The organism is Paenibacillus sp. MT86 (assembly GCF_058792535.1).
Genome location: NZ_CM179499.1, coordinates 4,935,876 through 4,961,607, shown reverse-complemented (window position 1 = coordinate 4,961,607; position 25,732 = coordinate 4,935,876). Strand labels below are relative to the sequence as shown.

Below are 25,732 nucleotides of genomic sequence, written 5' to 3'. Positions count from 1 at the left end.
TATCTTAAGTCGTCATCTTTTTTTGAGTCCGGGTTAAGAATACGATGCACGTGAGCAAAACAACGGCTAATGCGATCCACTGCGAAGTAGCGAGAGCACCGAACTGGCCTCGGATGATATCGCCTCTGAAAAATTCGATAATAAATCTACCTAAACTATAAAGTATGAGATAAAGACCTGCTATTAGGCCGTTAGGTCTTTTTCTTCTAGCCATATAAATCAGCAAGAAAAAAATAGAAAAGCTGAATACGCTCTCTAATATTTGCGTAGGAATGAGTTTGACGTCATTCGGGGCAAGCTCGGAATCGTGAAACGTAATTCCAAACCAACCCTCCGTTTCTTCACCATAACAGCAACCGGCGAGAAGGCAGCCGATTCTTCCAAAGCCCTGCGCTAATGCAAGGGAGGGCACAAAAAGATCAAGGTATTTTAGAAAGTTTATCTTTTTCTTCTTGCAATAGGCATAACCGACCCCAATCCCCCCGATAATTCCACCGTACACCACGAATCCTTCCGAAAAATTCAGAACCATCGAGGGATCCCGGATGATATGGTTCATTTGAGTGATCCAAAACAAAAGCTTAGCGCCGACCAACCCGCCTAATAAGCTCCAAAAAGTCAGAGAGGAAACATGGGATAGTTCTACTTGTCTAGAAGCTGCTCTATAAGCAACAACCTTGTAAGCTATCAGGATACCGATTGCAATCATCAATCCATAGCCGTAAATGGTCAGAGGTCCGATATGAATGAGTTCATTGTGCATATGTTCATCTCCTATTTGATAAATTCTTCCGTCTAAACGCAATGCGATTGAACTACACATCGTAGTGTAATCATTCAAAAAAAAGGGATTATGAATCCCCGCCCAACATGAGGAGCAGCAAAATGGAACAGGATCTCAGAAAAGGCTTCAGCAGGGCTAACGGAACATTGACCCCTCGATCAGGCTCAAGAACCTGCAGTACCCGGTACTCCAATGTCGTATTCGCAAAATGCACGGCTGTCTCATACCGCTGAAGCTTACCGAGTTTCGCTAATTGTAATAAGACGCTGCCTAAATACAGCTCCGTACCCATCTGCCGGATGGCGTAGCGGTCAGCAAACAGCTCTTGCCACGTCTGATAGTAACGAAGAATCGGTTTAACGATCGGCAAATATCCAAAGGCGTCTGCCAGCAAGGCCGAAAAAAACATTTTTAATCCATCGTAATTGCGGCAGTGATATCGTTCATGCAGTAAAATGGCCTTTATTTCCTTGTCAGTAAACATCGCTAAAACGGTAGTGGAAACGACAATTTTCGGTTGCAGAAGACCCATCGTCAGAGCCACAAAGGCATCGTCCTGTACCACGATGATTTCCGTGCCCCAGTCGCGGTATTTGTAGTTGAGCCGCTTGGTTAATTTGTCGTGCCTGTTGGCACGGAAGTGCCTTAACCATTTGTGCGATAAAACCAACTGCCGGGTGCTTCGCCAAATGATCTGAACAAGGGTATACGCAATGACAATGTCGATTAAGGCGTAATTCAGTACGGGGCCTTGAACCACTCCGTTTCGAATCTGGTATGTAATGAGCATTCCCATATGTACCATGACAACAGCTACGAATGCGATCATCAGCGCGTAGGCACATCTTAGCCGTATGGTAGGATTCATTGCTTTTTCCCGCGTTTGATATCGTTTAATTTACGCTCCAGCTTTGCGATCACCTCGGGATCGACATCATCCAGCGCATCGATCATGTGGTTCACGACCAAGCTCCCATATTCTTGAATGAGTCCCTGCGACACTTCTTTCGTCTGTTCGGTGAGAAATTGCTCCCTTGACTGCAGCGGACTGAACTTGGCTGCCCGTGTCCGGCCGGTTCCCGTCATCGCCTTTGTCAGCAGGCCTTTATCCAGAAGACGATTCATGACGGTCATCACCGTATTGATCGAGATCGGGCTCTCCTGATTCAGGATCGACTGCACTTCCTTGATACTCAGTGCCTCCGAAGACCAGAGAATATCCATAATTTTTGACTCCAGTGGTCCAAAAAATCGATTCAGGCCCTCGCCCTCGATATTCATTTTCTTAATCTTCATTCCTAACTCACCCCATACTACACATCGTAGTATGGTTATGGATAAAAGTCAACTTCCCTTCGTTCACCGCATACCTGAGCGATCAATAGCTTTTTCCTCTGTTCGTTCTGTAGTGTATCCTTCATTTGTCGGGCGCTGCATTGGTGACTGGAAACGTCCGTGACAAAAGGTTTTTTGCCGTGCAGTCGAGAATAGAAGAGTATAGGAGAAGTCAATCAAGAATAGACGGATGATTCAGGAGGAGAAAGAGTGACCGAAAGATTTCAATTGAAAAACGTTGGAGTTGAGGATCCTTCAGATGAAAGCGGCATGTCGGGGTTTGGGTATCTTGCGTTGTTCCAATGTAATGTTGAATATCGTTTTAGCACGGAAGATATGAGTGCGAAGGAAGCGGAAATTTACATACAAGACGTGTTGAATCAGCTGCCGGCTGAAACCGTACATGAAATATGCAAGAAAGCATGCGAGTGGAAAGACCTCAAAATGTCCAGCGATACGGCTGATTATCCTCCAGGGTTAGGTGAGGTATCTGGAGCGGATATTTTGGAGTTTATGTCCGTAGGGGAAGTTGACCTTTATCGAAATCCTTATGATCGAAACGATCATACTTTCGGAGCCATCCTGGGTGGAGGAGCAGAGTGGGACTCTGAAAATGGCCTGGAAATTGTGATACGGGGCAGTGAGGTTCTAGAGGTGCGTGAGTATTTAGGGTATGGCGCAGACGCCATTTGGAGCGAAACCGACGAAAGTGAATAAGAAAGAGCGGTGCATCGGCAGCCAGCGATTTTTAAATCGTTTAGGGCTCTGACATCCTATAACAAGGTGTCTGAGCTGTGTGATGCTTGTAAAATGGGGGTGGTGTTTTGGTCAGGCAAGCGGTTTTTATAGATAGGGACGGAACTCTTGGAGGAACTGACCGGGTTGTTTTGCCCGGTGAATTTGAGCTTTATCCGAAGGTACAGGATTCGATTCAATCTCTCAGAGCCGCTGGGATGCTTATTTGTTCGTTTACGAATCAACCTGGAATTGCTCGTGGCGAAGCAACGATGGGAGAATTCGAGTCGGAATTGTCAGCCTTTGGTTTTGACAAGATCTATCTTTGTGCGCATGAGCATGGAGCAGGTTGTGAATGTAGAAAGCCATCCGCAGGGATGCTGTTGAAAGCCGCAGAAGACAATCATCTGGACTTAGCCAAGTGTTATGTCATTGGGGACAGGTGGACGGATATGGTGGCTGCCAAAGAAGCCGGCTGCAAGAAAGCGTTAGTGATGACGGGGGCCGGAGCCAAGGAACTGGAAAAATATAATAACCACGAGTACTTCGGCAAATGGAAAGATGCGTATCCTGATTTTATCGCGACAGACTTGAATGAAGCCGTGACCTGGATATTAGAAGGGGGAGTAAATAAATGAATCCAGCCAAGCATTTTGTGTCTGCCGCTGCCATCGTAATCAATGAAAAGGACGAGATTTTGCTCATTAAAGGACCGCAGCGAGGATGGGAAATGCCTGGGGGCGTCGTGGAGATCGGAGAATCTCCCGCACAAGCTGCGATTAGGGAAACAAAGGAAGAATCGGGGATCGATATAGAAATCATGCAGTTTTGCGGTATCTTCCATAATGTGAAAGACAGTATATGCAATACATTGTTTCTGGCTAAGCCCGTTGGAGGAGTTCCGATCATAACCGAAGAGAGTTTGGAGACAGGTTTTTTTTCAGTCGAAGAAGCACTGCAGATGGTTAACTTTATGAACTTCCGGGAGCGAATTGAAATGTGTTTAAACCCGGCGACTCATCCGATCTATGTCGAGTTCTAGAATCGTGAGGGTATAGGAATGCTGCTTATTTTTACAAGAAAGGCTGTGTTAGGATGCTATATGATTTGCAAGGTGAAGGGAATATGTCAACGATCGTGGGCATGTTATATGGCGCTGTCAGAGAGAACAGTGAGCGGCTAAAGTCCGTATCCGAGGGCATGTCGCAAGAGGAAGTTGACTATAAGGGACCTGGTGGCCATTATAATAGCGCCGCTCAATTAATAAAACATATCACGTACGTCGATCTGAATTGGGTTTATCGGATCAAAGGAGAGGCGCTCCCCCCGTCGTTAAAGGACGAATACGGCCCGATGATCGATGAACATAACAAGCTGCCGATGGTCAGAGGGATCTCTTTGGACACGCTCCTATCTAAATATGAAGTTGTATTCAGTTTGCTGAAAGATGCATGTTCGCAGTTAACGGATGCGGATCTTGAACACATCGTCACATTTGGACACGAGAATGAAAAGCAAGCCACCCTTCGCTGGGGCTTGTGGCATATGGCCGACCATAACCGTTATCATCAGGCCCATATTAATCAGCTTAGAAAGTGGTATTCGGGGCAAAGGAGGGGAATGGAAAGTGAGTAGAAGGATAATCTCCATGCTTGTATTTTCCTTGAGTTTGCTGTCGCTGCTTATTTCGATGAAATTATTTTGGAATATGGGTATTTTTGTGGATGAATACGGTTTGAGCCCAGACATTGTGAATGGCGGAGACTTCTGGCTTCTGATGGATTGGTTAAGATTAGGATTACTATTCTTAGTATGCGTTATATCCGGCGTGAGCGTTTTTAAAAGCTATAATGAATAAACTGGGTTGGCTTCCCCCTAAGAAAGGACATAAAACCATGATGACGCATAAAGAAATGATACATATCGTGCAGACCCAGCTGGCGATTGATCTGAATTGTACGGTGGATGACTTAAACGGGGAAAAAGACCGCGTGATTTATGTAGACGCCAGAGAGAATCCAGGGCGGAGACCGTATCCGAGAAACGAACGTTATTTCGAAATGTTGTCGATGGGCAAATCGATTGTGGTGTCGGCTACGCCGGAACGGCTGGCGATTGCCAAAACGTTTATGCAAGGGAAAGACAGGGATACGATTTTTTCGCTGCCGTTTATTAGGGGGCTTTATTTGCATTTTCTCCCGGATCTAGAGAGAATCCAGCCGATGCCGCCACCGGCCGGGTTTTCGTATGAAGTGGTGGAGGAGAATGAGATTTCAAGGCTTAGGGGGCTTGAGGGATTGGAGGATGCCATTGTAACCGACCCGGGGCGTCCTTATCAGACGGTATTGGCCGTAATCGCCAAGCACAATGGCAAGATTGTTGGCATGGCAGGGGCTTGTAACGTGTGTGCCGCGATGTGGCAAATCGGAATCGAGGTACTCCCTGGCTTTCGCCAAATGGGATTGGCGTCTTATCTTGTAAACCGTTTAACGTTTGAGGTATTACATCGCGGACGCGTGCCGACTTATGATGTGATCTCTAGCAATATCGCCTCCCAAAGAGTGGCTTACCGAGTGGGATACTACCCGGCGTTCGTGACGGATTGGCGAGTTGATTTTAGGGATTTCGAGTCTAACTAAACCAATATTCAAAAAATAAATTTACCGAAGGGGGCGTATGCCAAAAATGAAGATTGTCGAACTCAATGGAATGAATTTAGTAGGAATAAGAGTAGTATGCCCTGGCGACCAGTATGTCCATGAGATTCCAAAGGCTTCTGTCGTACTTAAGGAAAGGCTGAATGAGATATCTGGGGTTGTACAACCAGCAAGATTGATTGGGGCATTCTTCGTTGAGGATGTAACGGAAGAGGAGGATGGTTACTGGGTATGTGTTGAAGTGAATGACATAAGGGAAGTTCCAGAAGGTATGGTATCTGTAGTAGTTCCGAAACAAAAATATGCAGTCCAACGACATAAGGGACCTAATTATGAAATTAGAAATACATATGACGAGCTCCACAACTGGATAAAAGAAAATAAACATGAAAGATTGCTAAGATCCTGGCATCTGGAGATTTCAGATGAATGGGGACATGGGGATGTCAATCATATCGAAGTAGACTTGTATGACACCATTAAATAGATGCAGCAGCTAATTGCGCCTTCCATAACTTGCTGATATAATTTTGCGTATGAAATGGGATTGGGGGTTACACCGATGGCAATGCTGAATTGCTCATTAGCTAGGAAGTCCTCATGCAAAGCCTGATCTGGGGCGATACTTTGCGTGGGGTGCGATAGGATGAATTCGATCGCCCAAACTTAACTTTATCGTTTCTAATAACAGGCTTTGCACCTTATTGAACTTTGAATAAGAATAAGGGGCTGAAAGCTATGAGTACGACATTTATTAGAAACCACCAGTTTAACGTGATTAAAAAACAATCGGAATTCCTTCTGAAGACGCTGCGAACCGTTGCGGATCGACGCGTTCTGGAAACCGTCAGGTTCAGTTCTGTTGCCAACATCATGGATGCCTTTCCATCGCTGACCGAGGATCAGAAGCGGATGCTGGGCCAAGTCTCCACATTCGAGAAGGCCGAGGATTTCGAGCGATATCTGAACGACTTGGAACCTTACCTGGAGTCTTTTCCGACGATTACGCCAAAACAGATTCAGAAGTTATTTCCTAAAAATAAGAAATTGAAATTACCGGATCTGACCTCGATCGATTTTCGATACGTAACCTATTTGGGCTGGGTCGATATTGCCAGCAACAGGTTATTTATCGTATATCCGTTCGAAGGACGCTTCATCGGGATCGAGGGGAGAATCACCCCGACCAACAAGAAAGGGTACTGCCTCTTCTGCAATCGGCATCAAGAGCTCGCCTTGTTCTCGGTCAAGACCAAGCCGTCCGGTGCTTCGGCGGATAATCTGTCTGCCATAAGCCATTATGTTTGTCTGGAGAGCCAAGGCTGCAATCACAGCATTACCGACACGGCAGCTCTGGAGAAGTTCATTCTCTCCGCCAGCAAATAACAAATTAGAAATAGGCTGCCCTAGAGGCAGCCTATTTAGGTCTCGTCCGCTTTGTTCACATACTCCACCGAGTAAATATGCGTCCTCGTTAGATCAATGACCTCTTTTATGAAATCCTCCTGCGATTCCCTGAAATCGTTTCGAATCCAGTTCAGAATCAACCCATGAAAGCCGTAGGCGGTGTATCGCTTGAAGTAGTCCATGTTCACCGGGATCTGGTTAATCGTTTCGAATATAAATCGTTCCTGATAGATTTTTACGATCGTTTGAGGAAATTCCGTATGCAATCCCGGCAAGGTATCCTCGTATTTGATCAGCTCAAAAAAATCGCGGTGCTCGTAGATGTAGGCCACGATATTAAAGGACGGGGCACTGAGGTTCGCCGTATACACTTTGTGTCCCGGTATGTAGGGCTTGCCCACCGATTCTTCCAAGCCCTGGAGTTTGGAAGCCAGCACATCGTCGGCTAATTCGATTTTGTCCTGGTAATGGACGTAGAAGGTGCTGCGGTTATAAGCAGCCTTATCCACGATGTCTTTCACCGTTACAGCATGATAACCCTTCTCTTTTACAAGTTGAATAAAGGCGGATTTCAAATGTTCTTTCGTCCGATTTCTTCGTGCCGATGTCACGATTTGTTCATGATTCACGAAAAGAGCGCCCCCCAAAAAGACAGTTTGGTTCCAAGTGTTGACTAGATCGACACTTCATCACAGGTTAATGATTGTTAAATGTGAACAGAATAGTACAATTGAATTGTAAGCAAAATAGTACTAAATTTAATATCTTAATTTAATTGTAATCAATATAGTACTATTTTAATCCATTATACGGGGGTATCCAAGATGGGAAAATTACAAAACAAGGTTGCTGTAATTACCGGTGGTGCATCCGGCATCGGTGCGGCGACCGCGCGTCTTTTCGTTGAAGAAGGAGCCAAAGTGGTGCTTGTCGATCTCAATGAGGACAAAGGCAAGGCGTTTGAAGCCGAATTGAAGGCGCTTCATCACGAGGCGTTGTTCGTTAAAGCGAATATTACCAGCGAGGAAGAAGTAGCCAATATCTTTAAGCAAGCGACGGAAGCTTTTGGCAAAGTGGATGTTGTATTTAACAACGCTGGCATCGGGCGCGTTCATTCTTCGCATGATCTAGAGTACTCCGAGTGGCGAAACACCGTAAACGTGGACTTGGACGGCGTATTCCTGGTCGCCCGGGAAGCTATCCGTGAAATGTTAAAAGCAGGCGGAGGCACGATCGTTAATACCGCATCCATGTACGGTTGGGTCGGCTCGCCCGGTTCCGCGGCTTATAACGCCGCTAAAGGAGGAGTCATTAACTTGACGCGTTCCCTGGCACTGGAGTATGCCGAGCACAATATTCGGATCAATGCGCTGTGCCCGGGCTTTATCGACACACCGATCATTCCGGAGGAGAGCAAGCAAGCGCTGGCAGCGGCCACTCCGATGAAGCGTTTGGGACAAGCCGATGAAATGGCAAAGGCTGTTCTGTTCATGGCTTCGGATGACTCCTCGTTCATGACGGGGAATACCTTGACGGTTGACGGTGGATATACAGCCCAATAATGGGTGAACTTAGACATACAGAGAATCATGACATCTTACTAGGAGGCATACACCATGAGCAAATTTGATGGAAAAGTGATTGTGATTACTGGCGCAGCAGGCGGGATCGGAACGGCAGCCGCCAAAAAACTGGCAGAACAGGGGGCCAAGCTTGCGCTGGTCGATTTGAACCTGGAAGCCGTCCAACAAGTGATTTCCGATTTGGGCCTGGACGATTCCAGAGCAATTGCGCTGCAGGCCAATGTCGCCAAAGAAGAGGAAGTCAAAGCGTATGTGGATGCAACGGTCGAGAAGTTTGGTAAAATCGACGGCTTTTTCAATAATGCGGGGAACGAAGGGATCACTGCCAATGTAGAGGACTATCCGACCGAAACCTTTGAAATGGTCTTCAATGTCAACGTCAAGGGTGCTTTCCTTGGACTGAAATACGTGGTTCCTGTCATGAAAAAGCAAGGTTACGGCAGCATCGTGAATACCTCCTCCGGCGCAGGCCTTATCGGTTCGCCCGGATTTGTCGGATACAATAGCTCCAAGCATGCCGTGATCGGCATGACGAAAGTGGTTGCATTAGAAGCTGCTCCGTTCGGCGTGAGAGTGAATGCCGTAGCGCCTGGTGTGATCAATACCCGCATGATGCGCCAAATCGAGAAAAATACGGTGCCTGAGGATGCCGAAGGTGCAAGAAAAGCATTCGGCGCCGCCGTTCCGCTCGGACGATACGGGGAAGCGGAAGAGGTAGCCAACGTAGCTGTTTTCTTGCTGTCCGATGATGCGTCCTATGTAACGCAATCCATTTATACCGTGGATGGCGGCCAAATCAACCAATAAGTTTACAAATTGCTTAGTTAAAGGGTCTTGTCCGGTGTTTATACCGGTCAAGGCCTTTTTTATATTCGTTAGGAGTGGTGGTGCAGCGGCCTGTTCTCCCCGGTTATTAGCGGGCCATTTTTCATGTTGGGATCATGCGGATTTTGGAATATAATGGTGTGTAGTAAGGGAGTGCAGGTGCTGATTTGGGTTTGTGCCGCTTCATGCGAAAGATCCGGAAACTGTAATGCACAGTTACTAAAAATTGAAAGGGGATATGAAATGACGGAGATCAGCCAAGTCCATATGGAAGATCTGTGGTCGGTTCGAAGAGAACGCTTAGGCAATCGATGGTTAATCGGCGTTCAGAATGAGCTTCCGCAATCCTATGAGGACGAACAGCGCTTGTTTTCAACCCTTAGATCCGGAAGAGACGAAATACAGCATCAAACTGCCGATCCGAATACGTACATGGTAATCCATGATGACGGATCGAAGATGACGGTAGCCTTGATGGTAAGTCGTATCGGGGAGATCCCGGAGGGCATGGTATCCTTGAATCTTCCGGAAGAGGAATACGAGGTTTTCCGGTTCGAGGAGAAACATATTTGTTCATTCTGGCAGTATTTCTGCGAAACCGATCATCGGAGCAAATATGGCGTCAATGCTGCCAAGGCAAGATTTGAAACCTTTAACGACACCTTGCAGCCGAATGGCGTAACGGAAATTTATTATCCGAAAGAATAGGAAGGATGCCCGAACATGTATCATAGATGACAGAAGCCGTAAAGGGAGGAAGGAATATGCGAGCGACTGAAGATATCATGCAGGTATGGAGGAAGTTCAACGATTTTCCGATGGAAACCTTAACGAAAGCCTGGCACAGCTTAATAGACCCGGAATGCAAACAACGAACAACGGATGTCATGAAAGAGCATCGCGCATTGTATGGAACGTCGGGCAATTGTTTTGATTTGGCGATTTGGTTAATCGATGAATTCAGACAGAACAAACGCCCCTGTTATGGAGTGCTGACGGAGCATTTGCATGTCGCCGTGGTCGCCGTCAACGAAGAGGGCAATAAATATTTCTGCGATCTTGGAGATCAATGGATTGAGCCCATTTTGTTGGAACCGGGTCATGAAGCGTATACGGAAGAATTTGTCGACGGTTTCTTTCCAGGTTCACGCATTAAACTGAACACCCGAGCGAATCGTCTCCTGATAACCTACGGAAGGCCAAACGGAAAGGAAAGCAGCCAAGCATTCGACTTGACGCCTGTATCCGATGAGGCATTGATCATCGCAGGGCAAAAAACGCAGCGCCTGTTCAGCGATCCGCTTGTAGAAAAGAGGATTTTTACGGATCAGGAGGTTCTCCATTGGGAATTCGATCATTACGAAAGCTACCTAAGTTCCAAGGAAGGCAGAATAGCGGAGCCTCTGCTGAAGGATATCGGGGAATGGGCAGAACGAATACATATGATGAGCGGGATCCATGAAGAAGTCGTCATACGGGCATTGGAAGTTTACTCGAAGAAGTCTTCGCATCCTTAACGCTAGGCTTTTAACACCTTAGTCTGGGGAGAACGTTACATCCAAAAGGAAAAAACAGCTATTGCCGTGCGGCTCCAAGGGATTTTCCCTGGCTAGGGCTTGCCGGCAATAGTCCTACCGACGATCGTATTAGAAAGGCTGATTTTACGCCGGTTCAGTTTAGAAGATGCAAAAGTCGTACAGGAACTGGCAAGCGATAAATATATTGCAGAAACAACACTATATATTCCGCACCCGGGTGAATATGAAGACCTTGCGCATTATGGTCTGTTGAGGGAAGAGTATGTATCAGAGAATAGCTAAGGACTCTGGTTGATATCAAAAACTGGATCGCGGGTACATCCGAAAAACAAACGATTAAACGGTGGTTTCTGTCTTTTACCATTCTATGACTCTGGTAATATACTATATCATTCCCAGCTAAGGAGTGATATAGATGGCAAATCGTGATGTGCGTCTTGCGCTTTGGTCAGGTACTAATTTCTCCGTTCGTCGGATTCTCTTCAGACGAGGAGGCGTTGCGGTTCGTGACCTCGGAGCATTTCGGTTTAACAACGTTCTTTCGAGTTTTCGGCTTCGGAATGTGGTGCAGCGTTCTGAAGTAACGCTTGTATTGTTCTCGGGAATTAACTTTCAGGGATCGTTCCGTGTGTTCAGAGGAAGCCAAAATGTAGCGAACTTGGAAAACTTTAATTTCAACAACGTGACATCTTCGTTCATTGTGGTAGGACGCAACCTTACGGACGCAGAAATAACCCAAATTCAAAGAACTGCCAGACCGCCTCAAGACATCCTCGTCATAAGACAGTAAGATAAGCAGTTTTGCAAAAAACCAGAAGCACAAACAAAAAACGGCTCATCCCTTAATACGGGATGGGTCGCTTTTTGTTTTTTCAGATAACAACGGCCTTGACAACGGAAAGCGGCATGATATGATATTACCGACAGACAGTCGGTCTAGTAAAGGAGGGGGAAGCATGCGAATCGTAAAAAAAGCGGAGGAACGCAAGAATGAAATCCTTGACGCAGTGGATACGCTTTTCGGTCAGAAGGGCTTTGACGGCACAAGTACCAACGATATTCTCGAAAAGGTCGGCATTGCGCGCGGAACTTTGTATCATCACTTCAAGTCGAAGGAGGATATCATGGATGCGCTGATTGACCGTTATACCGTCCGATTGTTGGATCGGGCACAGGCCATTGCCTTGGACAAGAGCATACCGGTAATCGAGCGCATCATCCGCGTTGTGATGGCGCTGAACATAAGCGGCGATGGAGAGAGCAGCAAGGAAATCATGGAGCATATTCACAAGCCTCAGAATGCGCTCATGCATCAAAAGATACATAAGGTCATTATTAACGGTGTTCCGCCGATCCTGACGGACATCATCCGCGAAGGCATCGAGCAGGGGCTGTTCAGCACGCCGTTCCCGTATGAATGCATGGAAATGGTAGTGATCTACGCGAATACCGTTTTTGATGAAGATCTGGTAACGATGACGGACGAGGAGCGAGGGCAGCGAGTTCTGGCCTTTGTTTGCAACGTCGAGAGGCTCCTCGGCGCGGAAAGCGGAAGCCTGATGGACGTTATGGGGATGTTTGGTGGAGGAGATGAAAACGGCCATGCATGAATCAGCGCGGGAAAGTTCATCAGCAGGGGCGACGGCAGAGATGCAGTCTTTTCTCCTCTTCATCTTAGGAAAGCTGTTATGGTAGACATCGGTTAAAATGCTTGAACACAGGGGGGCCTTATGTATTTCAGAATCATCCGAAGGGATATATCCAAAAGCAAATGGATCACGTTGATGACCATGATCTTCGTTGCGGCAGCAGCGATGCTGGTTTCGCTCGCGGCCGTGCTCATTTTAAATTTATCCGGAGCGGTACATACACTCATGACGCAAGCCAAAACCCCGCATTTTATGCAAATGCATTCGGGTGACATCGATACTGAACGGCTAGCAGCTTTTGCGGAGCAGCACGCCAATGTCGAAGATTTTCAAGTGACAGAATTTCTCAACATGGACGGTGCGCGGATTCGGTTAGGGGAGCATTCGCTTGCCCATAGCGTTCAGGATAACGGATTTAGCATACAGAGCAAGAAATTCGATTATCTGCTTGATTTGGACGGGAACATCATTCACGCGGACGACGGCGAGTTATATGTTCCCATAAATTATATGAGAGACAATATGGCAAGGGTTGGCGATGCTGCGGTGATCAGCGGGAAGGCATTTACCGTTGCCGGATTCCTCCGCGATTCGCAGATGAATTCCACGCTCTCCGCCTCCAAGCGTTTTCTGGTCAGTGACAAGGATTACGCGGAGATCAAAAACTCGGGCAGTACGGAATATTTGATTGAGTTCAGACTAAGGGATTTGTCGGAGCTAGGCGCATTTGAAGCAGACTACGCTTCCGCGGGTCTTGAAGCGAATGGACCTACGGTTACCTATAAGCTGTTCCAAATGATGAACGCCCTTTCCGACGGGATGATGATCGGCGTCATCCTTCTCGTTAGCATTCTTGTCGTAGCGGTATCTCTGATGTGCATACGCTTTACCCTCTTAGCCAAAATCGAAGACGATTACCGTGAAATCGGCGTCATGAAGGCGATAGGGCTGCGTGTTTCCGACATGAAAAAGATCTATCTCGCGAAATATGCTGCGATTACCGCGGCAGGCAGTATTCTCGGCTTTGCGCTTTCGGTGCCTTTCAAAGGATTGCTTCTTGAGAACATACGTCTCTATATGGGAGAAAGCAGCCATTCTTCTTATGCCTTGCCGTTCGGACTCATCGGCATACTGCTTGTCTTTCTGACGATCATCGCCTATGTAAGCAGAGTTCTGAATCGCTTTCGGACCATATCGGCTTCAGAAGCGATACGCTTTGGCACTTCGCCCGAGAAAAACACGGGCGCCGGAAGCTTTAATCTGAGCGGAAACAGGCTGTTTAGCACCAATGTTTTTCTCGGGATGAAAGACGTACTCGCCAGGAAAAGACTTTACGCTACAAGCCTGACGGTAATCGTGATCTCGGCATTTATCATGATCGTACCGCAGAACCTGCACAACACGATCTCGTCCAAAAGCTTTATTCAATATATGGGCATCGGAAGCTACGACATGCGGGTTGACATTCAGCAGACCGAGCAAATGTCGGAAAAAACGGCCGAGATTCTATATACGATGAACAACGACCCTGCCATTACAAAGACAGCCGTCCTTACAACCAAAACATTCAAAATCAAAACGGGAGACGGGACGGAGGAAAATATCAAAATCGAGCTTGGGGACCATACGGTGTTTCCTATAGCATATGCCAAGGGCAAAGCACCCGCAGAAGACGAGATTGCGCTTTCGGCGATAAACGCCGATGAGATGGGCAAAAAGGTCGGCGATATCATCACGGTGGTGATCGAAGGGAAGGCGAAAGCCCTCACGGTAAGCGGAATCTACTCCGACATTACCAACGGCGGCAAAACCGCAAAGGCTGTATTCACCGACGATACGGCGGACACGATGTGGAGCATTGTCTGCGCTGAGCTATCCGATCAAACGCTTGTCCATGAGAAGGTCTCCGCCTATGCGGAGAGGTTCGATTATGCAAAGATCTCGGACGTTGACGACTTTGTATCGCAAACGTTCGGCTCGACGATTAGCTCCGTCAAAACGGCCTCCAACGCTGCCGTTACGGTTGCGCTGATGATAGCGGTTCTCGTTACCTTGCTGTTTATGAAAATGCTGGTTGCCAAGGACCGGCATGCGATTGCCGTCATGAAAGCCTTTGGCTTTACGAACTCGGATATGAAGGTGCAGTATGTCTCGCGTTCGGTATTGGTCCTGATTGTCGGCATCATGGTTGGAACGCTTCTGGCCAACACGGTCGGTGAGATGCTTGCAGGTGCCGCAATTTCCTCGTTTGGAGCGTCGACATTTCATTTTGCGATCGATCCGCTTTCGGCGTATCTGTTCAGCCCCATGTTGATGATCGGCGCGGTGCTTTTCGCAACCGTGATCGGCGTTTCTGGCGCGGGACGAATCAAAATATCCGAACATATGAAGGAGTAACTTATGAAAAAGTTGATTATCTGTGATGATATCGTAAAATCTTTCGGCAAAGGTGATGAGCAGCGCCGTGTTCTAGACGGCGTGTCCGCCTACATTCACGAGGGCGAGTTCGTTTCGGTTATGGGGCCTTCGGGTTCGGGAAAATCAACGTTCATGTTTGCATTGAGCGGGACGGATGGCGTGAATGGCGGAACGGTCTTTTTTGACGGCAAGGATTTATCGGCAGCCTCGGAGAATGAGCTTTCAGATATACGGAGGACCCATATGGGGTTTGTCTTCCAGCAGCCAACGATGCTGAAAAACCTCAATATCCTCGATAATATCATTCTTCCATCCATGCGGGACCAACGAAAAAACGTTGCATCCATAACAAAAAAAGCAAGAACTCTTATGAACAGGGTGGGAATCGCAGAGCTTGAAAAGCGAGACATCACTCAGGTTTCGGGAGGACAGCTTCAGCGTGCGGGAATCTGCCGGGCGCTGTTGAACAGCCCGAGAATCATTTTTGGCGATGAGCCTACGGGCGCGCTCAACTCCAAATCCGCGCAGGAAATCATGGACATTTTCTCCGAAATCAACGCGGCAGGCACGGCGGTCATGCTTGTAACACATGACGCTAACGTGGCGGCCCGGACGGAGCGCATTATGTTTATGCGCGACGGGAACATGGTCAGTGAACTCAAGCTTCCCAAGTACGACGGAACGGATATGGATCGCAGGCTTGAGAATGTGAGGGAGAGAATGCTGGAGATCGGAATATAATGTATAATGATGGAAAAATAAAAAACGCTTCAAACGAATTCTTCACTTGATCAGTCATTGAAATGATAGATAAAACATGGAAATGGCGGTGTTAATCGATGTTTGAGCAGTCAAAGCATTTGGTTGCTGTTTCAGCTTTAGTGAAGAATAGAGACGGACATGTGTTGATGGTTCGGACGCATTTGCGTTCGGATACGTGGGAACTGCCCGGAGGCTTCGTTGATGCCGGGGAGCCGCTGGATCAAGCCGTGTGCCGGGAGTTTCTGGAGGAGACGGGCGTGGTTATACGCCCTTTAGGCATTTCAGGAGTCTACTACAATGAGAGGCTGCACGTGTTGTCCGTCGTTTTTCATGCGGAATACGTCAGCGGAGAAATAACCGTTCAACCGGAAGAAATTGTGGAAGCGAAATTCGTAGACTTGGTAGATTCCAACCTGCATGAATACATAAAAAGGCCCCACATTCAATCGCGCACGTTGGACGCCATCCGTGCAGAGCGTTCGGTCCCTTATGAGACTTGGGATTTGAACCCGCCTCAGTATAAGCTGCTGTCCAGATTGGACGGGAAACCGCTGAATGCCAAAACGGCATTTTTACTCACGGGGAAGCCGAGGATGGGCAAAACGACCCTGATCAAGAAACTCATACATCTCGTCGGCCCTGATCTTTGCGGCGGTTTTTATACGGAGGAAATAACGAATGCAGGCGATCGAATCGGTTTCAGATGCGTGGCTGTCGATGGAGAAAGCGTAGAGATTGCAAATGTGGAAAGTCCCAGCCATATTCGAATTGGCAGGTACGGCGTAGATGTTGAGAAATTCGAGGATTTTGCTATTCATAAACTACGGGAAGCCTTGTCCTCCAAGAAAATCATCGTCATTGACGAAATGGGGTTTATGCAGATGCTGTCTGCCTCTTTTCAAAGCATGGTACATGAGATTATTAGTGATCGCCGGATTGTACTAGGAACGATACCCGTCGAGAGTCACCCTGAAATAGATGCAATTAAATATCGGAAGGAAGTCGGCATCATCAGCTTGAACGAATTCAATCGTGATAGGATGCCGGAATTATTGATAAAGGATATTTTGAAGGCATTGGAGGGATGAGGGACATGCGGATAGAGGATATCTTCTCAGATCTGCCAACATTAGAAACAGGCCGAACGATTTTAAGAAAATTAAGAAGCGAGGACGAGCCAGATATCTTTCGTTACGGATCGGATGATGAGGTATCGAGATATACCTCCTGGCCGACGCATCAAACGATGGAAGATACCCGCCATTATCTAAACAAGGTGCTGCAAAAATATGACCATCATGCCGTGGCCCCGTGGGGAATCGTGGACAAAGAAACCGGAAGGGTCATCGGAACTTCAGGATTTATGGCTTGGAACGTTCATCATGACAAAGCAGAACTGGGATATGCCTTGTCCAAGGATTATTGGAATCGCGGTTACATGACCGAAGTGATCAGGACCATCATCTCTTATGGATTTGAACGAATGAAGCTGGTTAGAATCGAAGCCAGCTGTCTTCCGTCAAACCTAGGATCAGCCAGAGTGATGGAAAAGGCCGGCATGACCTTTGAGGGAATCATAAGACAGTCGATATTCGTGAAAGGCAAACATGAAGATCTGAAATTATATTCCATTGTCGTGGATGACTACCGGAATCAGAACAAGCCCCGTTAACGGGGCTTGCCGGATAACGGCCATCGCAAAAATCCCTTCGTGCATGCACGAAGGGATTTTTACATGAATGGTCGACAGCCTGGAACGATCACTTCGCGGATATCCCGGCATACATGTTCCGGTACACGGCCGGGGTGAGGTTCTCGAACTTTTTGAACGTTTTGATGAAATAGCCCGTGTCGCAAAAGCCTAGATCATCGCTCACTTGATGGATCGGCGAATCGGTGGATTCCAGCAGCCGCTTGGCCCATTCAATCTTAAGCCGGGCGATGAAGACGGAGAAATTCTCCCCGGTCTCTTTCGTAAATATACGGCTGAAATAGCTGGGGCTGATGTGGCACAGCTTGGCCATCTCCTTCAGGCTGAAGTTTTCATGCTTGTGCGTAAAAATGTAATCAAACGCGGGCTGAAGCACCGGATTCGAAGAAGCAAACCGCCCGGCGCCATTCTTCAATTTGGTGTCGATCAGCGCCCCTGACAGCTCCTGCTGGATGGATTGAATGCTGCGGACCGCGCGATCGGACTCGCTCAGCGTTTCAACCGACACTGGCGCGTCCATGTTAGACGTGAGCACTTTTTTGTACATATCCACCGTGGTATGCTTTTGAATGGCTTCCTCCACGATATACGTGCTCAATTGCAGCAGCAGATCCACGCACCTTGTTACTTCCTCGTATGACAGGACTGGCAGGGCGTTGTAATCCCCTTCGAGCTCCTTGAACTTCCGGTTTGACTCCACATTGGGCGGCCGGGACACGATCTGCTCCAGCATCGGCGCGTCAGGCTCCCGGAGCTTGAGCTGTCCGGCCATGATCGCGCCAAGATATTGGTTATCGATGATGATCGGAATGGCGATATCGATAATGTTAAAATGGCACAGATAGATGTATGGCTTGTTCTGGCGAACCGCTTCAATGCCGGCTCGCGCATCGCATTTTTGGCAATACTGCGAGAGATGGCCGTCTTGGCGCACGCCTTGGCAGAAAGGCTGGCAGTAGCTGTGCTTGGTCACGGGAACGCCCTTGTAATCGACCGTAAGGATCGCCATTTTGGTCACAAGCGATAAGGAATCCTGCAGCTTCTCCCATTTCTCCAAATCGATGATTTCTTCTAAATCGAACCGGGATTTGGACATGACGATATTCTCCTATGAACGTAATAGAAATTCTATTCATCATTATAGCGAATAACTCTACTTAAGGACAAGATAATACAATTTGCCATCGAGATGACAAAAAAATACGATAAGAAAACGCTTTATTCCGATCTCATTGTTTCATGCTTCCCGAATGAGCACAACCTATAATAATACATATAGTCAAATTAGGAGGAATGAAAAATGAGAAGGGCATTTATCAGTCCGACAAAATATGTGCAAGGTGAGAACGAACTGTTGAATCTGGGGTATTTCGTTAAGACATTCGGAGATTCCGCGCTGCTGATCGCCCATTCGGATGACGTTGCCCGCGTGAAAGACAAGCTGGACGCAACGAAACAGACATTTAATATAACGCTCGTTGAAAGCGGCTTCCGTGGAGAATGCTCCCGGGAGGAGGTTGCCAGATTGCAGGCTTTGGCCAAGGAGCATCAATGCGCCTGCACGATTGGCCTCGGCGGAGGCAAAGCGATCGATACGGCAAAATGCGTAGCCGAAGGCGAGGCGCTGATTATCGTTCCGACGATTGCGGCAACGGATGCACCGACAAGCCATTCGGCGGTTCTCTATACCCCCGAAGGCGAATTCGACGATTACGCTTATTTTAAGCAAAGCCCAAGCGTCGTCATGATCGATACAACGGTTATTGCGAAAGCGCCAACTCGATTCCTTGTTGCTGGAATGGGGGATGCGCTCTCGACTTATTTCGAAGCAAGAGCGACGGCTCAATCGTACTCCAATGTCAATGCCGGATTGCCTTGCGGCGGCGAGGCCAAGGGAACGATCACCGCGTTGGGACTTGCCAAGCTATGTTACGACACCCTGCTCGAGAACGGATATCGGGCGAAACTGGCCTGCGATCAGAACATCGTGACGCCTGCGCTGGAGAATATCATCGAGACGAATATTCTGTTATCGGGTTTGGGCTTCGAGAGCGGCGGTTTGGCAGCGATTCATGCGATTCATAACGGCTTGACGGCTTTGGAAGGAACGCACCATTATTATCACGGCGAGAAGGTAGCCTTCAGCACGATTGCCCAATTGGTGCTTGAGAATGCGGAACAGGATGAAATGAAGGAAGTGCTGGATTTCTGTCTGTCGATCGGTCTTCCCGTATGCCTGGCGGACATCGGCGTAGAGCATGTCACTTACGAGGAATTGCTTGAGGTTGCCAAGAAGGCATGCATTGCCGAGGAATCCATTCATTCGATGCCGTTCCCGATTTCGGAGGAAGCGGTAGCATCGGCCATTATGGCGGCTGACCAGTTGGGCCGTCAATATAAATCAAGCAAGGAGATCTAAGATGAAGAAAATCATGAACAAACCGGAAACCTTGGTTCGGGAAATGTGCAATGGGCTGGTACTGGCGCATCCCGAGTTGGCGTTCGACCCTAAATACAAAGTAATTTCCAAAAAAGAGATCAATCAAGGTAAAGTCACCCTGATCAGCGGCGGCGGAAGCGGGCACGAACCGGCCCATGCCGGATTTGTGGGAACCGGGATGCTGGATGCGGCGGTGTGCGGGGACGTATTTGCTTCCCCATCCCAAATCCAGGTGTACCAAGCGATCCGCAGCTCCGCCAGCGATAAGGGGACGCTGCTTATTATCAAGAACTACAGCGGCGACATCATGAACTTCAAGAATGCAGCCCATCTCGCAGGCGAAGACGGCATTGAAGTGGATTACGTCAAGGTGGACGATGACATCGCCGTGGAAGACAGTCTCTACACGGTTGGGAGAAGAGGAGTTGCCGGAACGGTGCTCGTTCATAAGGTGGCCGGAGCCGCCGCGGAAGCGGGGCTGTCCCTGCCGGAAGTGAAAGAAGCTGCGCAGCATGCGATCAACCATGTCCGCAGCATCGGCTTCGCGTTTAGCTCCTGCACCGTTCCCGCGAAAGGTACCCCGACGTTTCAGATCGAGGATGGCGAGATGGAATATGGCGTCGGCATTCACGGCGAACCGGGAATCCGCAGGGAGAAAGCCGTTCCAGCGGGTGAGCTGGCGCAGCGGATGGTTACGTCTTTGCTGGACAACCTGGAGCTGGATGATGCTTCGGAATCCGAAGTTGCCGTATTGATCAACGGGTTTGGCGGCACGCCGCTGCAGGAGCTGTATTTGCTGAACAATTCCGTGACGCGTGAATTGACGGCTCGAAACAAGCGGGTGTTCAAAGGATTTGTCGGCAACTATATGACCAGCATCGATATGGCCGGTGCCTCGGTAACGATCATGAAGCTGGACGAGACGCTCAAGAAGTGGCTGTCTGCGCCATGCGATACGCCGGTACTATCGGTTAAGGGCGCGTTCGAGCCCGTGAATTATACCGAGGTGATTCCACAAGAGAAGTCAGAAGGCACGGTATCGTATAAAAACAATACGGATGCCGCGGCAGCGGTGATTAAGAACAACCGGTTATCCTTGCAAAATATCGTGTACCTGATCGATCAGATGAGCGAGGTCATCATCGAGAACGAGGTGCCGTTCTGCGAGCTCGACGCCCATGCGGGAGACGGCGATTTCGGGATGAGCGTCGCCAAGGGCTTCAAGCAGCTAAAATCGGAGTGGAACGATCTGCTTACCCATCACCTTCGCGATATCGGCGATTTCCTCGACGCCTGCTCGATGATCATTATGGAGCACTGCGGCGGGGCTTCGGGACCGATCTGGGGATCGGCGTTCCGAGCCGCAAGCAAATATGCAGGGCAGAAACAGGAGCTGTCCGTTCATGAGGTTGCGGAGATGATGCAGGCCGTGGTCAAAGGAATCCAGGATACCGGCGAAAGATCCTTCGGAAGAGGAGCCGTCGTCGGCGATAAGACGCTGATCGATGCGCTCGTGCCGTTCGCGGATGCCTGGACGCAGAGTGGAGAGCAAGGCGAAGACATGAAGCCGGCAGCGATCAAAGCGGCCGAAGCGGCGGTGCTCGGCGCGCAGAAGACGGCGGATATCGTTGCCCGAATGGGTAGAGCGGGCACGGTAGGGGAACGCAGCATCGGATACCCGGATGCGGGCGCGTATGCGCTCGGGGTTATTTTCACCGAGCTGGCTAAAGTGATGAAGTAATTCCGAAGCAAGAAAGAGAACAATAAGCTACTACTACTAACTAAAAGAATTCATAAAAAAACCACCAATTAAAGTTGGTGGTTTTTTTTATTTGGATAGGTGAATGGTCAAAGGGAATGAAATGGACAGAGACATTTTCATTCTGCCCTTCCTTGTTCTCGTGCGAATTAACGCATATTCGGTGTTCGTAGGCCATGTTCGCACAACGCTTGATGGAGCACAATGTGTAACATATGAATCCTGATAACAGGTTCATATGTTACACATACTCCGTATTAACTATGATCAAAAATCGCGGAGATTCGGATGAAAAATAAAGGACAGCAGCGGGATTTCGCCGGACAGACGGGTGACAATGCACATCTTACACATTTACGATGTCATGCTGTCTTCTCTACACTTTGGAATGTAAGCGTTACCTGTTAATCACTGAAACGTGATGTACGTGAGTGAACCAGATAACCTGACATGAATCGATATGTAAGAAAGGAGGGGAAACATGAAGGGAAAAAGACTGCTTGCTGTGATATCCGAAAGACGTTCCATCCATCGCGAAACGAAGCCGCCTAATCCAGGTGTAAACCAAACGTCTCTTGGTAAACGAATCAGGGTGAACTGGGAGCTCTATCTGTTCTTGGTGCCGGCCTTATTGTATTTCCTTGTATTTCACTATGCACCCATGTACGGCATCCAGATTGCCTTCAAGAACTTTATCCCTAGCAAAGGAATCATGGACAGCCCATGGGTGGGCTTCGATCATTTCGAGCGTTTCTTCAATTCCTACTATTTCTGGGATCTGCTCTGGAATACGTTCAGCCTCAGCTTCTACGAGCTGATCATCGGGTTTCCGCTGCCGATCATCCTGGCGCTCGCTTTCAACGAAATCCGGACGGGTCCCTTCAAGAAAATCGTCCAGACCGTTACGTATGCGCCTCATTTTATATCCGTTGTTGTCATGGCGGGTATGATTATTACCTTCTTATCGCCGTCCACAGGCATCCTGATCCAGTTGATCAAATGGATGGGCATCGATGCGCCGAACTTTCTGTCGGATCCGGCGTGGTTCAAGACCGTGTACGTTCTGTCGGGGGTCTGGCAAAGCACCGGATGGGGGACCATTATCTATCTGGCCGCGCTGTCCGGGGTCGATCCCCAGCAGCATGAAGCCGCGATTGTGGATGGAGCCAGTCGTTTCAAACGATTGTTGCACATCAACCTCCCGGCCATTCTCCCAACGATCACCATTTTGTTGATTTTGAACATGGGCAACATCCTTACGATTGGCTTCGAAAAAATACTGCTGCTGCAGAACTCGCTGAATATGGAATCTTCCGATGTCATTTCAACTTATGTTTACCGGACCGGTCTGGTCGACGCGCAGTACAGCTTCTCGACAGCCGTTGGCCTGTTCAACTCCGTGATCAACGTCATTCTATTGGTAACGGTCAACCGGATTGCCAGACGCACCAGCGAGAACAGCCTATGGTAGAAAGGAGGAAAGTGCATTGGTTACCGCGATGAAGGAATCGAAGTGGGACAAGATTTTTCTCGGCAGCGTTTATATCTATTTATGCATCGCCCTGATTGTTGTTCTGTATCCGCTCGTTTATATTCTCAGCGCATCGATCAGCAGCCCGCAGCAGGTGAATTCCGGTGCGATGTGGCTGTTTCCCAAGGAGATTACCTGGGCCGGATACCAGCTGGTCTTCGAAAATCCGAAGATTTGGAACGGATATCTGAACACGATCGTCTATACTGGAATAGGAACGCTGTTGAACCTGGCCGTGACACTGCCTGCAGCTTATGCCCTCAGCAGGTCGGATTTGGTCGGCCGTCAACTGTTCTTGGGATTTATTCTGTTCACGATGTTCTTTACCGGAGGGCTTGTGCCCACGTATCTCGTCGTCCGGAATTTGGGGCTGATCAACACGATGGGGGCGCTCATTCTTCCCGTAGCAGCATCGGTATGGAATATCATCGTTGCCCGGACGTTCTTCCAGACGACGATTCCCAAGGAACTGCAGGAAGCGGCATATATGGACGGCTGTACCAACCTGAAGCTGTTCGTCCGCATTATTCTGCCGCTGTCCGCGCCGATTATTGCAGTCATGGCATTATTTTACGGGGTCAGTCACTGGAACAGCTATTTTCCGGCTCTGATCTATCTCAACGATGAGAGCAAGTATCCTCTGCAGATGGTGCTGCGGCAGATTCTGGTTCTCCAGGAAATGACGGCGGAGACGACCGGCGCCGGAATCAGCGGGGATGCCGCCAGGGCAATGAATTCCAAAGCCGAAACCGCATCATTGATCAAATACGGGGTTATCGTTGTATCTACGCTGCCGATTGTGGCTCTCTATCCTTTTTTACAGCGATACTTTGTCCAAGGGGTTATGATCGGCTCTGTAAAAGGATGATGAATGAAAGCGTTTTATAAGATATGAGCTTGAGTATGCAAAGGGAGGAAACATGGATGAAGATGACAAGCAAACCTTGGAAGCTGGTGTTGACGGGGATGACAGCCCTGTCCCTGCTCGCCGGATGCGGTTCGGCCGGCGATACGAATTCTGCCGGAACAAAGTCAACGGAAGCAGCCGCCGTGAATAAGGAAGGCTTCCCGATTATGAATGAACCGATTACGCTGACCATGATGGCACCTGATGTCGGTGTTCAGAACTGGAAGGATATGGTCGTGCTGCAGCAGATGGAGGAAAAGACGGGCATTTCGTTCCGATACTTGAACGCACCGAAGGATAGCTTTGATACGAAGAAGAATCTCGTATTTGCCAGCGGCGATTACCCGGATGTCTTCTATGCTGCAGGGTTGACCGCGGCCGAACAGATGAACTATGGCGAGCAGGGTATTCTGATTCCGCTGGAGGAGCTCATCGAGGAATATGCTCCCAACTTTAAGGCGCTGATGGACGAAATTCCGGAGATCCGTAAATCCATTACGGCTCCGGATGGACATATTTACTCTTTGCCTGCGGTCGATTTAAGCCAGCACTGGTATCGCAACCCGCTGTGGTACAACGGTGATTTCCTGGAGGCCCTGAATATCGACAAGCTTCCGGAGACGACCGAGGAGCTCTACACCTTCCTGAAGCGGGTAAAAGAAGAGGATCCGAACGGCAATGGAGTCGCCGATGAAATCCCGATCTCTTCCGTATCGACGGCTACGACCAATGCTCGTGATTTGCGTACTTGGCTTCTTGGCGCTTTCGGCGTTTATGAAGACGAAATTTATGTAGACGATGCGGATGTTGTTCATTATACCCCGATAGAAGAAGGCTTCCGAGAGTATCTGGCCTATATGAACCGTCTTTGGAAAGAGGATCTGCTTGACCATGAAAGCTTCTCGCAAACCGCAGAACAGAAAAAGGCCAAGGCACAGAACAATCAGGTGGCCCTGTTCTCCGACTGGCATGCTTACATGACCAAAGGCGGAGAACCGTCCACCAAGGATCCGATGTTCGCTCCGGTGAAAAGCGGTTTGGTAGACAAGCCGGCCATCGCCAAGAACAGAGGGATTACGACAGGGGCTTTTGCCATATCGGCTACCAATCCTGCTCCTGAAGCATCGATCCGTTGGGTGGACTACCTTTACTCTTATGAAGGGTCGCTTTTTTTCAACAAAGGACCGGAAGGGATGCTGTGGGAGTACACGGATGAAGCCAATCGCGTGAAACGCTATTTGTCTGTGCCGGAGGGCATGGAGATGGAGGATTACCGCGCGACTTTGACGCCAAACTACGGCATTCCGGCTCCTACCATCAACACGGACGATATCAATAAAGGATTGAAGACCGACTTTGATCTGTGGGTTGAAAAGGAAACGAAGGAGAAACTGCTCGATCGGGGAGCAAGACCTCCGTTCCCTGCCTTGTTCCTTACCGTGGAAGAGCAAACCGAGATCAACAGCCTGAACTCGGATCTGAGCACGTATGTACAACAGATGGAGGCGAAATTCATAACCGGCGCAGAACCGTTGTCCAATTGGGATAACTATCTGAACACGATGAAGAAAATGGGTGCCGACCGAGTTGTTGAAATCTATCAAGGCGCATATGACCGCTGGAAGTCGAGCTAAACATAGAATGATAGAGGGCCTGATAAATCTCCTGAATATTATACAAATGTGGAGGCA

Annotated in this window: 27 protein-coding genes; 22 read left to right on the top strand and 5 right to left on the bottom strand. The window is 48.6% G+C overall.

All coding sequences use genetic code 11. The features are described from left to right. Window positions 1-4: 4 nt before the first annotated feature. The 3 genes from AC3RCL_RS22310 to AC3RCL_RS22300 all read right to left on the bottom strand — a co-directional run bounded on the left by AC3RCL_RS22310 (window position 5) and on the right by AC3RCL_RS22300 (window position 2,080). Window positions 5-763 (bottom strand): prolipoprotein diacylglyceryl transferase, encoded by a 759-nt coding sequence (locus tag AC3RCL_RS22310; RefSeq protein ID WP_492532054.1) that lies wholly within the window; start codon window positions 761-763, stop codon window positions 5-7. A gap of 88 nt (window positions 764-851) precedes the next feature. Beyond that, window positions 852-1,652 (bottom strand): M56 family metallopeptidase, encoded by an 801-nt coding sequence (locus AC3RCL_RS22305; protein WP_492532052.1) that lies wholly within the window; start codon window positions 1,650-1,652, stop codon window positions 852-854. Further along, window positions 1,649-2,080 (bottom strand): BlaI/MecI/CopY family transcriptional regulator, encoded by a 432-nt coding sequence (locus tag AC3RCL_RS22300; RefSeq protein WP_492532050.1) that lies wholly within the window; start codon window positions 2,078-2,080, stop codon window positions 1,649-1,651. Before AC3RCL_RS22300 ends, AC3RCL_RS22305 begins: the two co-directional genes overlap by 4 nt. Before the next feature lie 249 nt (window positions 2,081-2,329). Here AC3RCL_RS22300 and AC3RCL_RS22295 point away from each other — a divergent pair, with 249 nt between their 5' ends. The 7 genes from AC3RCL_RS22295 to AC3RCL_RS22265 all read left to right on the top strand — a co-directional run bounded on the left by AC3RCL_RS22295 (window position 2,330) and on the right by AC3RCL_RS22265 (window position 6,897). Continuing rightward, window positions 2,330-2,836: a DUF6985 domain-containing protein gene (locus tag AC3RCL_RS22295; RefSeq protein ID WP_492532048.1), complete on the top strand. Its 507-nt coding sequence runs from the start codon at window positions 2,330-2,332 to the stop codon at window positions 2,834-2,836. A gap of 107 nt (window positions 2,837-2,943) precedes the next feature. After that, window positions 2,944-3,492: an HAD-IIIA family hydrolase gene (locus AC3RCL_RS22290; RefSeq protein ID WP_492532046.1), complete on the top strand. Its 549-nt coding sequence runs from the start codon at window positions 2,944-2,946 to the stop codon at window positions 3,490-3,492. Beyond that, the gene (locus tag AC3RCL_RS22285) at window positions 3,489-3,896 is read left to right on the top strand and encodes an NUDIX hydrolase (RefSeq protein WP_492532044.1); all 408 of its coding nucleotides are present in this window, start codon (window positions 3,489-3,491) and stop codon (window positions 3,894-3,896) included. Before AC3RCL_RS22290 ends, AC3RCL_RS22285 begins: the two co-directional genes overlap by 4 nt. 53 nt (window positions 3,897-3,949) lie before the next feature. Beyond that, the gene (locus AC3RCL_RS22280; RefSeq protein ID WP_277746543.1) at window positions 3,950-4,489 is read left to right on the top strand and encodes a DinB family protein; all 540 of its coding nucleotides are present in this window, start codon (window positions 3,950-3,952) and stop codon (window positions 4,487-4,489) included. Between the two features lie 260 nt (window positions 4,490-4,749). Beyond that, on the top strand, window positions 4,750-5,493 hold the full coding sequence (locus AC3RCL_RS22275; RefSeq protein WP_492532042.1) for a GNAT family N-acetyltransferase: 744 nt from the start codon (window positions 4,750-4,752) through the stop codon (window positions 5,491-5,493). Between the two features lie 46 nt (window positions 5,494-5,539). Beyond that, window positions 5,540-5,998, top strand: a complete 459-nt coding sequence (locus AC3RCL_RS22270) for a GyrI-like domain-containing protein (protein WP_213579336.1) — start codon at window positions 5,540-5,542, stop codon at window positions 5,996-5,998. Between the two features lie 251 nt (window positions 5,999-6,249). Continuing rightward, the gene (locus tag AC3RCL_RS22265; protein ID WP_096775980.1) at window positions 6,250-6,897 is read left to right on the top strand and encodes a FusB/FusC family EF-G-binding protein; all 648 of its coding nucleotides are present in this window, start codon (window positions 6,250-6,252) and stop codon (window positions 6,895-6,897) included. Between the two features lie 35 nt (window positions 6,898-6,932). Here AC3RCL_RS22265 and AC3RCL_RS22260 read toward each other — a convergent pair whose 3' ends face one another. Further along, on the bottom strand, window positions 6,933-7,547 hold the full coding sequence (locus AC3RCL_RS22260; protein WP_096775979.1) for a TetR/AcrR family transcriptional regulator: 615 nt from the start codon (window positions 7,545-7,547) through the stop codon (window positions 6,933-6,935). Window positions 7,548-7,742: 195 nt separating this feature from the next. Between AC3RCL_RS22260 and AC3RCL_RS22255 the strand changes: the two genes are divergently transcribed. From AC3RCL_RS22255 to AC3RCL_RS22210, 10 genes are all read left to right on the top strand, one after another. Then, the gene (locus AC3RCL_RS22255) at window positions 7,743-8,480 is read left to right on the top strand and encodes an SDR family NAD(P)-dependent oxidoreductase (RefSeq protein ID WP_036664246.1); all 738 of its coding nucleotides are present in this window, start codon (window positions 7,743-7,745) and stop codon (window positions 8,478-8,480) included. A gap of 54 nt (window positions 8,481-8,534) precedes the next feature. After that, complete coding sequence (locus AC3RCL_RS22250; RefSeq protein WP_492532039.1) at window positions 8,535-9,308, top strand: SDR family NAD(P)-dependent oxidoreductase; 774 nt, start codon at window positions 8,535-8,537, stop codon at window positions 9,306-9,308. A gap of 261 nt (window positions 9,309-9,569) precedes the next feature. Then, window positions 9,570-10,034, top strand: coding sequence for a GyrI-like domain-containing protein (locus tag AC3RCL_RS22245; protein ID WP_492532037.1), 465 nt, complete (start codon window positions 9,570-9,572; stop codon window positions 10,032-10,034). Window positions 10,035-10,090: 56 nt separating this feature from the next. Then, on the top strand, window positions 10,091-10,843 hold the full coding sequence (locus AC3RCL_RS22240) for a hypothetical protein (protein ID WP_492532035.1): 753 nt from the start codon (window positions 10,091-10,093) through the stop codon (window positions 10,841-10,843). A 436-nt stretch (window positions 10,844-11,279) separates the two neighbouring features. Further along, entirely contained in the window at window positions 11,280-11,654 is a 375-nt protein-coding gene (locus AC3RCL_RS22235; protein WP_213579327.1) for a hypothetical protein, read from the top strand. A gap of 166 nt (window positions 11,655-11,820) precedes the next feature. Further along, on the top strand, window positions 11,821-12,474 hold the full coding sequence (locus tag AC3RCL_RS22230) for a TetR/AcrR family transcriptional regulator (RefSeq protein WP_492532033.1): 654 nt from the start codon (window positions 11,821-11,823) through the stop codon (window positions 12,472-12,474). A gap of 120 nt (window positions 12,475-12,594) precedes the next feature. Further along, complete coding sequence (locus AC3RCL_RS22225; protein ID WP_492532031.1) at window positions 12,595-14,910, top strand: ABC transporter permease; 2,316 nt, start codon at window positions 12,595-12,597, stop codon at window positions 14,908-14,910. Window positions 14,911-14,913: 3 nt separating this feature from the next. Then, the gene (locus AC3RCL_RS22220) at window positions 14,914-15,672 is read left to right on the top strand and encodes an ABC transporter ATP-binding protein (RefSeq protein WP_492532029.1); all 759 of its coding nucleotides are present in this window, start codon (window positions 14,914-14,916) and stop codon (window positions 15,670-15,672) included. 98 nt (window positions 15,673-15,770) lie between these two features. After that, a complete protein-coding gene (locus AC3RCL_RS22215; RefSeq protein ID WP_492532027.1) occupies window positions 15,771-16,781 on the top strand; it encodes a nucleoside-triphosphatase in 1,011 nt (336 codons plus the stop codon). Between the two features lie 5 nt (window positions 16,782-16,786). Next, the gene (locus tag AC3RCL_RS22210) at window positions 16,787-17,365 is read left to right on the top strand and encodes a GNAT family N-acetyltransferase (protein WP_192571108.1); all 579 of its coding nucleotides are present in this window, start codon (window positions 16,787-16,789) and stop codon (window positions 17,363-17,365) included. Between the two features lie 88 nt (window positions 17,366-17,453). Here the strand turns inward: AC3RCL_RS22210 and AC3RCL_RS22205 are convergent, their stop codons facing one another. After that, window positions 17,454-18,500: a PocR ligand-binding domain-containing protein gene (locus AC3RCL_RS22205; RefSeq protein WP_492532025.1), complete on the bottom strand. Its 1,047-nt coding sequence runs from the start codon at window positions 18,498-18,500 to the stop codon at window positions 17,454-17,456. Window positions 18,501-18,704: 204 nt separating this feature from the next. Here AC3RCL_RS22205 and AC3RCL_RS22200 point away from each other — a divergent pair, with 204 nt between their 5' ends. From AC3RCL_RS22200 to AC3RCL_RS22180, 5 genes are all read left to right on the top strand, one after another. Then, the gene (locus AC3RCL_RS22200; protein ID WP_492532023.1) at window positions 18,705-19,823 is read left to right on the top strand and encodes a glycerol dehydrogenase; all 1,119 of its coding nucleotides are present in this window, start codon (window positions 18,705-18,707) and stop codon (window positions 19,821-19,823) included. 1 nt (window position 19,824) lies between these two features. Then, on the top strand, window positions 19,825-21,585 hold the full coding sequence (gene dhaK, locus AC3RCL_RS22195) for a dihydroxyacetone kinase subunit DhaK (RefSeq protein WP_492532021.1): 1,761 nt from the start codon (window positions 19,825-19,827) through the stop codon (window positions 21,583-21,585). A gap of 499 nt (window positions 21,586-22,084) precedes the next feature. After that, window positions 22,085-23,074, top strand: a complete 990-nt coding sequence (locus AC3RCL_RS22190) for an ABC transporter permease (protein WP_096775961.1) — start codon at window positions 22,085-22,087, stop codon at window positions 23,072-23,074. 16 nt (window positions 23,075-23,090) lie between these two features. Continuing rightward, a complete protein-coding gene (locus tag AC3RCL_RS22185; RefSeq protein WP_009589981.1) occupies window positions 23,091-24,002 on the top strand; it encodes a carbohydrate ABC transporter permease in 912 nt (303 codons plus the stop codon). A gap of 56 nt (window positions 24,003-24,058) precedes the next feature. Next, window positions 24,059-25,675 (top strand): extracellular solute-binding protein, encoded by a 1,617-nt coding sequence (locus AC3RCL_RS22180; protein WP_492532018.1) that lies wholly within the window; start codon window positions 24,059-24,061, stop codon window positions 25,673-25,675. Window positions 25,676-25,732: the final 57 nt, after the last annotated feature.